The following is a 14,043-nucleotide window of genomic DNA, read 5'->3' as shown; positions in this document are numbered from 1 at the left end:
CGCGGGACACACACCGCAGAGCGCGGCGGGGCTATAGCTCAGTTGGTTAGAGCGCATCCCTGATAAGGATGAGGCCACAGGTTCAAATCCTGTTAGCCCCACAGAACGAGGACCCCCAGTCGATTCGACTGGGGGTCTTTCGTATGTGCGGAAGTCGTCGTGCGGGTGGCATGCGAACGCCCGGTCGCTGGCGACGGGGGATGCACCAGCGACCGGGCTATGGCCAAGGCTAACAACGGTGATGGTGCTGGGGGAGGCGGCTGCTCGGGACCGGTGAGGTGTTGTGATGGGGATCACGTGATCCCGTCAGTCCTCGCACGGGGGTTCATAGGAGAGTCGCGGCAGGTACTCGTGCCATTTCCCCGGCGTCAGGACGCCGCGCGTGGCCGCGCAGATGCGGCGGACCGCCGTGTCGGTGTCGAGGTTCCACAGCCGTACGGTGTCGACGCCGCTGGAGATGCCGAGCAGGTCGGCGTGCGGGCTGAAGGACAGGAAGCTGCCCGTCTTGCCGCCCGGGTTCATCGCCTGGCCGATGGGTGTCGCGAGCGCCGGGTCGGTGACGTCCCAGGCGCGGACCGTGTTGTCGTTGCCGCCGCTGGCGAGGGTGTCGCCGTCCCTGCTGAAGGTGAGGGACACGATCGCCTCGGTGTGTCCGGTGAGGACGGGGCCGACCTCGGACGTGTCGCCGGGGTGGGCGACGTTCCACAGGCGGACGGTGTCGTCGTCGCCGGCGCTGGCGAGAGTGCGGCCGTCCGGGCTGTAGGCGAGGGTGTCGACGGGTCCGGAGTGACCCGTGAGCGGGGCGCCCAGCGGGGCCGCGTGCCCGGGGGCGGTGACGTCCCACAGACGGACGGTGTCGTCGGCGCTGCCGCTGGCCAGGGTGCGGCTGTCGGGGCTGAACAGCAGGGAGTTGACGTACCCCTTGTGCCCGGTCAGCGGGGCGCCGAGCCGGGTGAGGCGGGCGGGGTCGGTGACGTTCCACAGCTGGATCGTGCGGTCGTCGTGGGCGGTTGCCAGCAGGCGGCCGTCCGGGCTGAACGCCAGCGCCTCGGGGCCCGGGAAACGGGTCCGCAGGGGGACCGGGCGGCCGTAGGGGACCGGGTGGCGGGGGTCGGTGACATTGAACAGCTGCACCGCGTGGCTGCCCGTCAGGACCGCGAGGGTGCGGCCGTCGGGGGCGTACGCCAGCGCGCGGATGTCTCCCTCCCCCGGCCTGAAGGGCGCCGCCAGCCGCCTGGGCCGGTCGGGGTCGGTGACGCTCCACAGGCGGATGTTCTCGTCGCGGGCCGCCGTGGCGAGGACACGGCCGTCCGGGCGGAACGCGCCGAGCCTGCCGGTCATGTCCGAGGTGGGGAGCGACCACAGGCGGACCTTGTTGTCGCCGTTGCCGGTGGCGAGCGTACGGCCGTCCGGGCTGAAGCCGAGTGCGTACATCTCCCCGCTCGCGCCGGACAGCGGCTTCCCGATCTGGGACGGGGACGCGGGGTTGGCGACGTTCCACAGGCTGGCCGTGGAGTCCGCGCTCGCGGCGGCGAGACGCGTGCCGTCGGGGCTGAACGCCACCGACCAGACGGGGCCGGTGTGCCCGGCCAGCGGGGTGCCCAGCGGCTCGGGCGCCCGCGGATCTGCCACGTTCCACAGGCGTACGGTGTCGTCCGTGCTGCCGCTGGCGAGGGTGCGGCCGTCCGGGCTGAACGCCACGGAGTGGATGATTCCGGTGTGCCCGGTCAACGGGCTGCCCAGCGGCTCGGGTTCGCGCGGGTCGCTCGTGTCCCACAGCCGGATCGTGTCGTCGTCGCCACCGGCCGCCAGGGTCCGTCCGTCCGGGCTGAACGCGACGGACCGCACGGCCTCGGTGGGGCCGGTGAGCGGTCTGCCGAGCGGCTCGGGGCGGGCGGGGTCGGTCACGTTCCACAGGCGGACGGCGTGGTCGTCGCCGGCGGAGGCCAGGGTGCGGCCGTCCGGGCTGAAGGCGACCAGGTAGATCGTGCCGCTGTGGCCGGTCAACGGGGCGCCGAGGGAACGCGGGTGGCCCGGCCGCCGTACGTCCCACAGGCGAATCGTTCCGTCATCCGAGGCGCTGGCGAGAGTGTGTCCGTCCGGGCTGAAGACCGCGCTGCTGACCCAGCTCGTGTGGCCGGTCAGGGGCTTGCCGAGCGGCTTGGGACGGCCGGGGTCGGCGACGTCCCACAGGCGGACGGTGCGGTCGTAGCTGGCGGTGGCCAGCGTGCGGCCGTCGGGGCTGAACGAGGTGAGGTAGACGGCGCCGGTGTGGCCGAGCAGCGGGGTGGCCAGCGGGGCGTTCGCCGCCGACAACACGCGGCTGCGGGCGCCCTCGTCGTCCCCGCGCAGCCGGTGCGCGACCAGGGCGAGCTGCGCGGACAGCGAGGGGTCGGTGTCCTCGAAGCGGTCCGTCTCGGCGACGACCTGCTCGAAGACGGCGTCGTCCCGCTGCTTCCACGCGATGACCGCCGCACAGACGGCGACGAGCGTGAGCGCGAGCAGCGCGGAGATCGCGGCCCGGCTGATCCACACCGTGCGCCGGCGCAGCCGTACCGAGGCCGCCAGGAACTCCACCGCGCTGCGGGTCAGGAAGGTGTCGCCGGCCGACTTGGCCCAGGCGTGGGCCTGTTCGAGGCGCGAGCCGCGGTACAGGAGCGCGGAGTCACGCTCGGAGGCTTCCCAGGACCTGCCGTCCTCCTCCAGGCGCTGGCGCAGCAGGTTGCCGCTGCGGTCCTCGTCGATCCACTCGCGCAGCCGCGGCCAGGCATGCAGGAGCGCCTCGTGGGTGATCTCCACGGTCTCCGCGTCCAGGGTCACCAACCGGGCCCGGACCAGCGCCTCCAGGGACTCCTCGGTCTTGTCGGGGTCAGCCGACTCCGCCGCCAGCTGACGCCGGGTGCCGCGCCTGCGGGTCGCCTGGGTGTCTTCGCTGAGCCGCACCAGCCGCAGCAGGAGCAGCCGCGCGGCGGTACGGGCGGCCGGGTCGAGCCCGGACCAGGCACGCTCGGCGGTGGCCGCCACGGCGCCCTGGATGCCGCCCGCCGCTCTGTACCCGGCCAGCGTCAGCCGCCCCGACTTGCGGCGCTGCCAGGTGGCCAGCAGCGCGTGGGAGAGCAGCGGCAGCACGCCGGCGTCGTGTGCCCCGCGCGGCCCGTCGGCGCTCACCTCCCGCACGATCAGCTCCGCGAGCCCCGGCTCCAGCTCAAGCCCCACGGCCTTCGCCGGGGCGGTCACTGCCTCGCGCAGTTCGGCGGCGGTCAGCGGGCCGAGCACCATGTGCCGGTGCTGGAGCGCGTCGGCGAGTTCGGGATGGGAGAGGCACTGCTCGTAGAAGTCGGCGCGGACACCGAGGACGACCAGCAACGGAGCCGGATCGTCCGGATCATCCGGATCGTCCGGGCCGTCGCCGGGTGCGGACACGGCATGCAGGAGCTGGATGAACGTACGGCGGTCCGCCTCGTCGCCGCAGAGAGTGAACGTCTCTTCGAACTGGTCGACGATCAGGACAGGCCGGCCCGCGCCGGACGAGCCCTCGCCGGCCCACGCGCGCACGGCGCCCCGTACGGTCCGGGCGAATGCGGGGTCGGATGGGTCCGGTAGGGCGGGGGCCGGGGCGGCGGCGAGTGTGGGATCGGGCGGGTCCTGGACCGCGGCGAGGGCGGGGATACGACGGGTCAGCTCGGCGAGCGGATCGGCGCCCGGCACGAGCTGGACCACCTCCCGGCCGCCGTCCGCCAGGGCGGGCACCAGACCGGCGTTGAGCAGGGAGGACTTCCCCGCTCCCGAGGCGCCCACGAGCATGATCAGTCCCCCGGTCCGCTCCGCGCACAGCAGCTGGGCGAGGAGGGCGTCGGTGCTGCGTTCGCGGCCGAAGAACCAGCGGGCGTCCTCGCGGCGGTACGAGGCGAGGCCGCGGTAGGGACACACGCCCGCCGCGGGCGGGGGCGGGGACTCGGCCGGGGGGCGCTCCTCGTCGTCGGCGCCGCTGATCGCCCGCTCCCACAGGTGCTGCCAGTGAGTGAGGTCGTAGAGCCCGGCGGAGACCGGGGTGGGCTGGGCGCGGCGCGCCTGGGGTATCAGGATGTGCAGGACGGCCGCGAGCGCGGTGAACTGTGCGGGTACGTTCCTCGCCCGGCGCCAGTCGCTGATCCGCTGCGCGGACACCCGTACGGGACGCCCCCGCTCATCGACGCGCTGGAGTCGGCCGACCGCCTCGGACACGCTCTTGAGGGGCGGGTTTCCGGCCTCCCGGTACAGCAGCGCGAGGCGTTCGGCGAAGACCGTGCGTGCCCCTGAGTCGGAACTCAAGGCCTCCACCCCTTACTTCCCTCGCCACTGGACATCCGGACCGGAAAACTCACTCTATAGGGCTGACCTGCGGAAAAGTCGACCCTTCAGGTCCGGAACCTCCCCGTCGGCGACACCAGGGGGCAGGATCAAGCCACCGCAACGCGTTGACTGTGTGTTGCCTGAACTTCCGCCGGAGTAATCACCGGCCGCATCCGGACTGCCATGTTCCGGCCATCGCCCGGCCCACGCCGCCCTGGCGCAGGCCGACGCTGCCCCACGGTTCGGCACCGGTCCCCACGAGGGGAGGGACCGGTGCCGGACGATGGGACGGTCCGGCGTGCTCCCCATAGGCGGAAGGCGTCAGCGGATGACGTCGTCGAGCGGGGACCTCGGCAGCAGGGCCCTCGGTGTCGTACGCCATGGAGAGGCGGCGCGTGCGCGCGCTCTTTCCTCTATGACGGACATACGGGCCTCGTATGACGGACATACGGGCCTCACGTTCGACCGGGTCCCTGTGCGGGGCGTGTGTGCGCGGAGCGTCGTGGGGCGACGGTGCGCGGAAGTCGTCGGTTCTTCGGTGGAGCGGTCGTCGTCTGGTGCCCAGTGCCCTTCCCGGCCGTGGGGCAACCGCTGCTCGCAGTGGGAGCGGTAGGCCTCCGGCGGGTAGCCGGCAGGGGGCGTGTACAGCCGTGGCGTCGAGTGGTGCGTGGGTCCTGCTGTGTCGAGTGGTGCGTGGGTCCTGCTGTGTCGAGTGGTACGTGGGTCCTGCTGTTACGTCGGGGTCGTGCGCGTGGGCCGGGTGTTCAGCGGCCGTGCGGGGCGGCCGGCTCGGCCTGCGGGGCGGCGGCGGTGTCGTCGCAGAGGGCCGTCGCCTCGTCGGCCGACTCCGTGTCCGACGGGGAGCGGTGGCGGCAGCTCGGGGTCTTGCCGTGGGCCTCGGCCCGGATGCGCTGCTTCATCGTGGGCGGCAGGGACCTGGCATGGGTCAGGGACCAGGACCAGGCCGCGGCCCACGGGGTGAGCTCCGGGGTCGTGACCGGCGCGGTGCTGTTGCGCGTGGTGTCGGCCTGCGGCACGGCCGCCGCGGCGCTGGTGGTGACGAGTCCGAGCGTCGTGCACAGCGCCAGGAAGGCGGTGACGATCGCGGTCCACAGCTTCATGACCTTGTTCCGGTCCATGGTCCCTCTGCTTTCGGGTTGGGTGGTTCGCCTTGGGTATTTCGCCTTGGGTATTTCGGCTTGGGCGATTTGCGTACTTTCCTCATGATGTGTATGTGGGTCGCGAAAGCACGGACCGACGCCCATGGCGCGTCGATCTTCAGATGAACACCACCCGGATGGGCGCAAGGGGCCCGAAAACCGGAGCAGAGGGGAGGGATCGCGTCAAAATCACCGTGTGTGGAGGTGTGATCACCCTCCGATCGGAGCGGCGTCATCCACTTCTACTGCGGTGCGGAAGGCGGAAGTTGAGGGGCTGACGCAGGTCACCGATCGGTATCGGACGGTGTGTATAGTCGGGCGCCAGAGGTCCCCTACGTCAAGGAAAGACGAGGTCGCGCGGTGAAGAAGCTTCTCCTGGTCGCACTGGCCGCCATCGGCGGGCTCCTCGTGTACCGCCAGATCCAGGCGGATCGCGCCGAGCAGGATCTGTGGACGGAGGCGACTGACTCCGTGCCCACGGGTTCGTGAGCACCGACACCCGATTCTGAACAGACCCCGGCCGCCGTTGCGGTCGGGGTTTTGCGTTGCCCGGCCTACGGGGTGGCCGGAACACGGGGGTGAGCGCCGCCCCGGCTGGGCAGGATGGGCCACGGTCCGGCGACGGTCCGATGACGGTCCGGTGATGAGGAAAGGTGGCGGGTTGCGGTGGGGCGGCGTACCGTGCGGTGGCGTTCTCGGCCGTGGACCGCTCTGCGTCCGGCACTCGTGGGAGTGGTCGTGGCGACTGTCACCCTGATGGGGCAGACGGCGTCGGTTGCGGCCGAGGGGGCGAAGGGGGCGAAGGCCGACGGGTCGTACGGCTTCTCGTCCGATGATCAGCCGGTCGACGGTGCCGCGGGTACCGGGGACGCCGAGCTCCTCGTCCCCGGCAAGACCTACAAGAGCTCCCTTCCGGCGGACGGCGACGTCTACTACCGCCTCGACCTCGACGACACCTCCGACGCCTACGTCTCCGTCACCGCCGTCCCGCGCGCGGGTGCGACGGTGACCGCGTCGGACGGCATCAGGGTGACCGTGCAGGACGCCGACAGCCGTAACTGCTCCATCGACAGCGATCTGATGGGTGCGGGGCGCAGCCCGCGGCCGGTCGTGGTGTCGGGGACGCGGGAGATCTCCCCCCGGCGGACGGCGTGCCAGGACGACGGCTCCTACTACGTGATCGTCCACCGCATCGCCGGGACGGGCGGGACGCCGGACGACTGGGATCTGGAGCTGGCGCCGTTCCTGGAACCACGGCTCGAGAAGGCCGTGGGCACCACTCCGCCGTCGAGCCCGGACCCGGACTCCGACTCCCCCGGCGGCGTGACGGGCGCGGCCACACCCCGCTCCGGAGGCGCGGGCTTCGGCTCGGCCGCGCCGGTGCACCAGGGGGTCTGGAGGGCCGACATCTCCCCCGGCCAGACGCTCTTCTACGCGGTACCGGTCGCCTGGGGGCAACGGCTCGGCGCCACAGCCGAGCTGGGCAGCACGATACGCGGCGCCTATGTGGGCGGTGCCCTGACCATGTCCCTCTACAACCCCGCGCGCGGTCCCGTCACCGACGTGAGCTTCGGCTACAGCGGCAGCCAGAAGACGGCCGCCCTCCGCCCGGTGCCGCCCGTGGCCTACGCCAACCGCTACGACTCCTCCGGCGCGGTGCGCGGCATGCGGTTCGCCGGGTCGTACTACCTCGTCCTCCATCTTTCCGAGCAGATGGGCGAGGAGTTCGGTGCGGGGCCGTTCGGAGTGACGTTGCGCGTACGGGTCGACGGCTCGGCCGAGGCGGGGCCCGCGTATGCGGGGCGATTCCGGCCTCCGGGGCCTTTCGAGGTAGCGGCGCAGGGGCAGGGACCGGGGGCTGGGGCTGGGGTTGCCGGGGGAGGTGGCGGGGCTGCGGGGGGCGATGCGGTGATGACGGTGGTCGCAGTCACCGGGATCGGGGGCGGGACGGTGGTGCTGGCGGTGCTCGGGGTGTGGACGGTGGTGGCTCGGCGGCGGGCGGGGGGTGCCGCGTAAGGGGGCCGGGCCTGGGGTGGCTGGGCGGGGAGTTGGACCTGGGGTGGCTGGGCGGGCGTTGGGCCTGGGGGGGCGGGCGTTGGGACGGTGGCGGGTGCTGGCACTGAGGGGCGTCAGTGGCCGTTTGGGTCTGGGGTTGCCGGGGGCCGGTGGGTCCGGAGGCGGTGGGTGCTTGGTTGGGCCGCGCGGCGGCTGGTCGGGCGGTGAGCCGGGGGTGTGGCTGAGGGATGCGCCGGGAGCGAGGGGGCTGGCCGGCGGGGCCGGCGTCCTCGGTTGCCTGTGAGTGGTGGGTTGATCAGATGCGGGTCAGTGCCCAGAAACCCACGGCGTAGCAGGTCAGTGCCAGGAGCAGGAGGGGGAGCGCCACCTTGGCCGGGGGGCCCGGGCGGCGTCGGGCCCTTGAGCCGCGGCGGCGGGGGACTGCCTGGGCCGGAGGCGGAACCTGCGGGACTCGAGCGGTGTATGAAGCGGTAGAGGCATCGGCGGGCTGACGCGGGAGCGGTGGGGTCAGGGGCGGTGCCGGGTGGGGTGACTGGTGCGGTTGGTGCGGTTGGTGTGGCTGACCGGGCTGATCGTGGTGGTCGGGCTGGTGGAGTGCTTCGGGACGGGGGGTGGGCAGGACGTGCGTGGGGTCGTGGGGGGCGATCGAGGCTGGGCGTGGGGGCTGCTGTGGTGTGCCGCTGTGCTGTGGTTCTGGGGCAGTCGTCTGTGGCGGCGGGAGGTGGAAGCTGCCGGTGTCCGACATGGAGGACGGCCGGGCTCCGATGGACGGGTCCGTGGTGGGAGGGTGCAGGGGGCGGGGTGGCGTGATGTTCGCCGTGGGGCCGGTGGAGGTGCCTTGTCGCGGATCGGGCGGTACGACTCCGGGGGCGGCGGTGTGACGCGGGCCGGTCGTCGTCGGACTCGCGGCGGAGAGATGCGGGTCAGCCGTCCCCGGACTCGCGGCAGCGCGATGCGGGTCCGTCGTCGTCGAACTCGACGCGGCGTGATGCGGATCGTTCGTCGTCGGACCCGCGGCGGCGTGGCGGGGGTCGGTCGTGACCGAACCCGTGCCGGGCCATACGGAGTCGGAGGAGCTGTCCGGCCAGGAAGAGTCCGTCGGCTTGCGGGGCGCGCCCCGTGGAGCCTCTGGGCCGCTGATGCCCTGCGTCCCCGTCGCTCCCTGCGGTTCTGTCGCTTCCCCGGCTTCCCCAGCTTCCCCGGCTTCCCGGGCTTCTCGCGCCTCCCGCGCTGCCCTCGCCCCCCGGGTCGTCTCCACGCCCGGTGCCGGCTTGAGTGGTCCCTCGGGGCCGAACCCCGGTGGCAGGGGGCCGAGTTGGTCGAAGATCTCGATCAGCTCGTCGTCGGGGCCCGGTTCGGGAAGGAGTTCCATGGCCGAGGCGAGCGCTTTGCGCGCCCCCGTGGCCGTGCGGAACCGCGCCTGTGGATCGGGCTGGAGCAGGGTGGCCACGACCTGCCAGAGCGGCTCGGGTATGCCCTTGGGCGCCCCCGGTGTGCCGTGCGCCGCGAAGTACTGCACGAGCGCCTTGGTGTCGGGCCGCGCACCCTCCAGGAGATAGAGGGCGACCAGTCCTACGGCGAACAGGTCGGCGGGGAAGTCCGGTTCGGAGCCCATCATCTGCTCGGGCGAGATGTATCCCGGCGTGCCCACCACGAGGTCGGTCTCCGTCAGGCGCGGCTCGCCCAGCCGCATGGCGATGCCGAAGTCGGACAGCCGCAGCCGGGGGCGGCCCGCGCCGGTGGCTTCCAGGAGCAGGTTGGCCGGCTTGATGTCCCGGTGGACGACGTCCTCCGCGTGCACCGCGGCCAGCCCGGACAGCAGCTGGTCCAGCAGCGTGCAGACGAAGAACGGCGGCAGCGGGCCGTAGTCCCCGACCAGGTGGACCAGCGATCCGCCGCGGACCAGGTCCATGGTGAACAGGACCTTGTCGTCGTCGGCGGCCCAGCTGGCGGGCGCGAGCACATGAGGATGGTCGATCCGCAGCGCCTGCTCACGGACGAACCGCAGCAGGGAGTGCGCGTCGCTCTGCTGGAGCACCTTGGCGGCGACATAGCGCCGACGTCGGTGGTCCCAGGCACGCCAGACCGCGCCGACGCCACCGCGCCCGATCGGGTCGACGAGTTCGTACCGGCCGGCGAAGACCTCACCCATGGCTGTGCGTCGCTCCTCCCCCTTCGGTCTCCCCCCTTGCTTCCCCCACTGCGGGGGATACGACTCCCGTCGCATCCCCCGGAGATGAGTGACACCCCTCATGTACCCCTCACGCACGGGAGATGAGAGCCCGCGCGATGAGAACCCGGTGCTGAGGCCCGGGCGGGCCCGGTGGAAGGACACGCCCCCACGTGTCGTTCTCCGGTCCCCCCGTGGTGAGGCGCGACCCCCTCGCGCCTCACCGTGTCAGCTCTGGTGGGACTGGTAGTGCGTGACGGCGTCGGAGGTGCGGCCGGCGCCGTAGACCCGGAGGAACTCTGCCAGTTCCGGGTGGGTCGGGGCGAGGGTGTCGGCGGCGTCGATGATGTCGCCGGCGGCCGCGACCGAGCGCAGCAGCGACTGGATCTCGCGGACGACCCGCTTGACCGTCGGCGCTCCCGAACTGCTCGTCGTGGTCGTGGCGTTGCTGAGCACCGAGCCCCCCTGGGACTTCTTGATCTCGTCCATCCGTTCCGTCGCCTCGGCGGCGCTGACGCTGCCGTCCGCGACCTGCCTCGCCAGGTCCTGGAGCAGCTGCACGCGCTGCACCACGGCCGGGTTGCCGATCTTCGCCCGCTGTCCGCTCATCAGCTGCGACAGCATCGGTGCGGACAGTCCCAGTACCCCCGCGAGACGAGCCTGGTTGAGGCCAAGATCGTCTATGAGCTTACGGAAGAGCGCCCCCAGCGGCTCCCCGTACCAGTTCCGCTGCAGTTCCCGCGCTCTTGCGGTGGCTTCCTGCTGTGCGGCGTCCATTGCGTCTCCCCATCGCTTCCCCAAATACGGCGGTTCGCTGTAGCGAACCACGCCGAGCATCTTACGGAGAGTGGTCATTCACCGGGACCCCCAATCTTTTTGCGAGATACCCCGGGTGACCCGGTACTCTGGTCTGCGGCGCCCGCCGGTGATGTGACTCTGCCGGACGGACGCTCCTTTTCCGGGGCCTTAGCTCAGTTGGTAGAGCGCTGTCTTTGCATGGCAGATGTCAGGGGTTCGACTCCCCTAGGCTCCACCATGAGGAACCCCCTGACCTGCGGGAACGCGGTCAGGGGGTTCTTCTGTCCGTTTTCCGTGTGCACAGCGGTGAGCGCGTCGGTGAGCTCGCCCGGCGGAGTGCGCGGAGACCTGACGACGTCTGGATGACGACAGCGACGTGCTCCAGCCAAGCCCCCTGGGTTTAGGGGGCGATGACGTCTGAAGCTATGGGCCTCCTCGAGAAGCTCGTCGCCGAAGGGGTCGCGCCGTGGAGCCGTGGCCACTGCCCGGCTGATGTACGGGGCGCGGGAGACCGCGCTGGGCCCTCAACTCACCGTCCGGTAGGCCTTGAGGGACGCGCCGACCGGCAGGTCAAGGTGCGCGTCCGTACCAACCTCCAGGAGGCCGAGGCGGTCATCACCGCCCGCCCCGATGTCGCCGGGGCGGGCGTCGTCACCCTCCAGCTCACCGCACCCGAGAGCGCCCAGGACACGGCGGAGGCCGGGAGCCTCTTCGGTTGACGTTTCACGTGAAACGTCGCTGTGGGGCGGGAGGTGCCTTCACACCTCCCGCCCCACAGCACTACTCACAAAGAGCCGAATGAATCCGAATGAATCCGAATGAACCCCTCGGCTCAGGAATCAGCTGTCACCGCTGTTCGTCGCGGTGCGCCGCCTCCTCCTCAGCCTGCTTGGCCTGCACCTCGGGGTCGAGAACGGACTGACCGCTGCCGTCCACCGACGTCAGCCGACCCGACTCGGGCACCTCCGTCGCGGCGGGCGGCTCGACCAACCAGTCAGGGTTGGCCTGCTTGTCCCACCACTTCCACGCGGCGAACGCGCCGCCGGCGAGCAGCCCGGCAACCGCCAACGCCTTCGCAAGACGGCCGGCCCTCGCCCGCCGCGCATGCTTACGCGCCAGCTTCTCGATCTCCTTCGGTGAAACCTGGCCACGCAACGCGGCCAGAGCGGCCACCCCACGCGAAGCAGCCTCGTCCTTCACGGGCCCGGCCGCGGCCACGGCCTGCTCGATCCTCGGCCGTGAATAGTCGGCGGCCTGCCGGGCAGCCTTACGGGTGCGCTCGGCGGCCTCATGGGCGGCCTGGTCGACCTTCGGCGGCACATGAGTACGGGCCTGTTCCAGACGCGGCGCGACATGCGCGCCGTACTGGACGCGGGCTTGCTCGGCTGCCAGTGACACCTTCGGCGCGAGCCGTACGCGCGCCTCGTGTGCGTACTGCGAGGCCCTGTCCTTGGCCGTGTCGGCGTAGGGCGCCACCACTTCCGCGGCGTGCAGCACGCTGTCCTTCGCCGAACCGGTCGCGGCGCGCACGCTGTCAATGCGGGTCACGGGAATCCTCCTCCTCGGTGGCGTACGGTAATTCGACTTTCCACCCTTTTACGGATCATGCATGCCAACAGCAGGAGAGGCATGCGAGGGCGGGCATACGGGGCAACGGGAGCTTGCCGTCGACAATGCCACGGATCGCCGGAGAGCGCGCCCGGCCCGGGAGGACTCGCCCCTTTTTCTCTGAACAGCGTCTGAACGAGACCTCCACGGAGGCGACGGGCGCCGAAGCGTCCGGGCCGTGCGAGGATCGGAGGGTCACAGAAAGACAACGGAAGGCACGCCGTGGCAGAGCAGCTCTACGCCACCCTGAAGACCAACCAAGGCGACATCGAAATCCGGCTGCTGCCGAACCACGCCCCCAAGACGGTCCGCAACTTCGTCGAACTCGCCCAGGGCGAGCGGGAGTGGGTCCACCCCGCCACCGGCGAGAAGTCCACCGCCAAGCTCTACGACGGCACAGTCTTCCACCGCGTGATCAGCAACTTCATGATCCAGGGCGGCGACCCGCTCGGCGACGGCACCGGCGACCCGGGCTACCAGTTCGAGGACGAGTTCCACCCCGACCTGCGCTTCGACCGGCCCTACCTCCTGGCCATGGCCAACGCCGGCCCCGGCACCAACGGCTCGCAGTTCTTCATCACCGTCGGCCCCACGACCTGGCTGAACCGCAAGCACACCATCTTCGGCGAAGTCACCGACACCGCCAGCCAGAAGGTCGTCGACACCATCGCCGCCACCCCGACCAACCCGAACACCAAGCGTCCCCTCAACGACGTCGTCATCGAGACGGTCATCGTCGAGACCCGTGCCCGCTGACCCCCGCACCCGCAGGGAACCAAACGCCCCGCCCGTCCGTAAGGATGGACGGGGCGGTTTCATTGCATACGACGACGTAGGGGACGACCTCATGGACCAGGCGCCAGGCAGCCCGCAGCAGGAACAGGGCCTGCCCGGCTGCTACCGCCACCCCGACCGCGAGACCGGCATCCGCTGCACCCGCTGCGAACGCCCCATCTGCCCCGAGTGCATGATCAGCGCCTCCGTCGGCTTCCAGTGCCCCGACTGCGTCCGCACCGGCTCCGGCACCGGCCACGCCCCGGACGCCGCGATGCCCCGCACGCTCGCCGGAGGCACGGTCGCCGCCGATCCCCGTCTCATCACCAAGTTCCTCGTCGGCATCAACGTCGCCGTGTTCATCGCCGTCCAGTACTCGGACTCGCTCCTCAGCGACCTCGTCCTCATCGGCTCCTGGCCACCGGCCCCCTTCACCCCCACCGAAGGCGTCGCCGACGGCCAGTGGTACCGCCTGGTGACCTCGATGTTCACTCACCAGGAGTACTGGCACATCGGCTTCAACATGCTGAGCCTGTGGTTCCTGGGCGGCCCCCTCGAAGCCGCCCTCGGTCGCGCCCGCTACCTCACGCTCTACCTGGTCTCCGGCCTCTGCGGCAGCGTCCTTGCCTACCTCGCGGCCTCCCCGACCACCGCCACTCTCGGCGCCTCCGGCGCGATCTTCGGCCTCTTCGGCGCCACCGCCGTCCTCATGCGCCACCGCAACTACGACATGCGGCCGGTCATCGCCCTGCTGGTGATCAACCTGATCTTCACCTTCAACCCGAGCTTCAACATCTCCTGGCAGGCCCACATCGGCGGCCTCGTCGGCGGCGTCGTCATCGGCTACGCCATGGTCCACGCCCCGCGCGAGCGCCGCGCCCTCGTCCAGTACGGGACCTGCGCGATCGTCCTCGTCGTGCTCGTCGCCATGACTCTGCTGCGCACAGCCCAGCTCACCTGAGCGCGAAAAGCCCCGTTGTCCACAGCGGGTTGCGAATCTTGTGCATAGTGTGCGCGAACAACTGTGCCCCCTGTCGCTGACCCGCGTTTCCGCAGGTCAGGCAGGGGGCGAACAGGTATGCGTAGGGCGGTGTGGCGGCGGTGTGGCAGTCGTACCGGCGTCAACCCTCTGTGAGTTATCCACAGATCGTCGTTCTATTGTCCCCAGGTAGCCTGTGGATACTT

10 protein-coding genes and 2 tRNA genes are annotated in these 14,043 nt (G+C 71.2%); 7 read left to right on the top strand and 5 right to left on the bottom strand.

The annotated features are described in order from the left end of the window. The first annotated feature begins 27 nt into the window (after positions 1 to 27). Positions 28 to 101 (top strand) — tRNA-Ile (locus tag ACFUO4_RS33485). A gap of 205 nt (positions 102 to 306) precedes the next feature. Here ACFUO4_RS33485 and ACFUO4_RS33480 read toward each other — a convergent pair. Both ACFUO4_RS33480 and ACFUO4_RS33475 read right to left on the bottom strand, forming a co-directional pair. Beyond that, positions 307 to 4,320, bottom strand: coding sequence for an AAA family ATPase (locus ACFUO4_RS33480; protein WP_383491891.1), 4,014 nt, complete (start codon positions 4,318 to 4,320; stop codon positions 307 to 309). A gap of 776 nt (positions 4,321 to 5,096) precedes the next feature. Further along, positions 5,097 to 5,471, bottom strand: coding sequence for a DUF6344 domain-containing protein (locus ACFUO4_RS33475; RefSeq protein WP_079307600.1), 375 nt, complete (start codon positions 5,469 to 5,471; stop codon positions 5,097 to 5,099). Between the two features lie 381 nt (positions 5,472 to 5,852). Here ACFUO4_RS33475 and ACFUO4_RS33470 point away from each other — a divergent pair, with 381 nt between their 5' ends. Both ACFUO4_RS33470 and ACFUO4_RS33465 read left to right on the top strand, forming a co-directional pair. Next, entirely contained in the window at positions 5,853 to 5,981 is a 129-nt protein-coding gene (locus tag ACFUO4_RS33470; protein ID WP_003999697.1) for a DLW-39 family protein, read from the top strand. A gap of 249 nt (positions 5,982 to 6,230) precedes the next feature. Then, positions 6,231 to 7,508, top strand: coding sequence for a hypothetical protein (locus ACFUO4_RS33465; RefSeq protein WP_383491889.1), 1,278 nt, complete (start codon positions 6,231 to 6,233; stop codon positions 7,506 to 7,508). 295 nt (positions 7,509 to 7,803) lie between these two features. Here ACFUO4_RS33465 and ACFUO4_RS33460 read toward each other — a convergent pair whose 3' ends face one another. After that, positions 7,804 to 9,660: a protein kinase gene (locus ACFUO4_RS33460; protein WP_383491887.1), complete on the bottom strand. Its 1,857-nt coding sequence runs from the start codon at positions 9,658 to 9,660 to the stop codon at positions 7,804 to 7,806. A 246-nt stretch (positions 9,661 to 9,906) separates the two neighbouring features. Next, on the bottom strand, positions 9,907 to 10,455 hold the full coding sequence (locus ACFUO4_RS33455) for a DNA-binding protein (RefSeq protein WP_079312260.1): 549 nt from the start codon (positions 10,453 to 10,455) through the stop codon (positions 9,907 to 9,909). Positions 10,456 to 10,638: 183 nt separating this feature from the next. Between ACFUO4_RS33455 and ACFUO4_RS33450 the strand changes: the two genes are divergently transcribed. Both ACFUO4_RS33450 and ACFUO4_RS33445 read left to right on the top strand, forming a co-directional pair. Then, positions 10,639 to 10,714, top strand: a tRNA-Ala gene (locus ACFUO4_RS33450). A gap of 337 nt (positions 10,715 to 11,051) precedes the next feature. After that, on the top strand, positions 11,052 to 11,195 hold the full coding sequence (locus ACFUO4_RS33445; RefSeq protein WP_383491885.1) for a hypothetical protein: 144 nt from the start codon (positions 11,052 to 11,054) through the stop codon (positions 11,193 to 11,195). A 127-nt stretch (positions 11,196 to 11,322) separates the two neighbouring features. Here the strand turns inward: ACFUO4_RS33445 and ACFUO4_RS33440 are convergent, their stop codons facing one another. Beyond that, positions 11,323 to 12,024 (bottom strand): DUF5324 family protein, encoded by a 702-nt coding sequence (locus ACFUO4_RS33440; RefSeq protein WP_079312256.1) that lies wholly within the window; start codon positions 12,022 to 12,024, stop codon positions 11,323 to 11,325. A 282-nt stretch (positions 12,025 to 12,306) separates the two neighbouring features. On the opposite strand from ACFUO4_RS33440, the gene ACFUO4_RS33435 reads away from it, so the two are divergent. Both ACFUO4_RS33435 and ACFUO4_RS33430 read left to right on the top strand, forming a co-directional pair. Next, positions 12,307 to 12,840, top strand: a complete 534-nt coding sequence (locus ACFUO4_RS33435) for a peptidylprolyl isomerase (RefSeq protein WP_079312254.1) — start codon at positions 12,307 to 12,309, stop codon at positions 12,838 to 12,840. A 91-nt stretch (positions 12,841 to 12,931) separates the two neighbouring features. After that, positions 12,932 to 13,819, top strand: coding sequence for a rhomboid family intramembrane serine protease (locus ACFUO4_RS33430; protein WP_383491882.1), 888 nt, complete (start codon positions 12,932 to 12,934; stop codon positions 13,817 to 13,819). The last annotated feature ends 224 nt before the right edge of the window (positions 13,820 to 14,043 follow it).

This window comes from Streptomyces sp. NPDC057280, from assembly GCF_042668605.1.
Classification (GTDB): domain Bacteria; phylum Actinomycetota; class Actinomycetes; order Streptomycetales; family Streptomycetaceae; genus Streptomyces.
Note: the sequence above shows the minus strand (reverse complement) of the source record. Positions and strands in the feature narration are given on the sequence as shown.

Coding starts and splice junctions, on each gene's coding strand:
- ACFUO4_RS33475 (WP_079307600.1), bottom strand. CDS start 5,471: ATGGACCGGAACAAGGTCATGAAGCTGTGGACCGCGATCGTCACCGCC.
- ACFUO4_RS33460 (WP_383491887.1), bottom strand. CDS start 9,660: ATGGGTGAGGTCTTCGCCGGCCGGTACGAACTCGTCGACCCGATCGGG.
- ACFUO4_RS33455 (WP_079312260.1), bottom strand. CDS start 10,455: ATGGACGCCGCACAGCAGGAAGCCACCGCAAGAGCGCGGGAACTGCAG.
- ACFUO4_RS33430 (WP_383491882.1), top strand. CDS start 12,932: ATGGACCAGGCGCCAGGCAGCCCGCAGCAGGAACAGGGCCTGCCCGGC.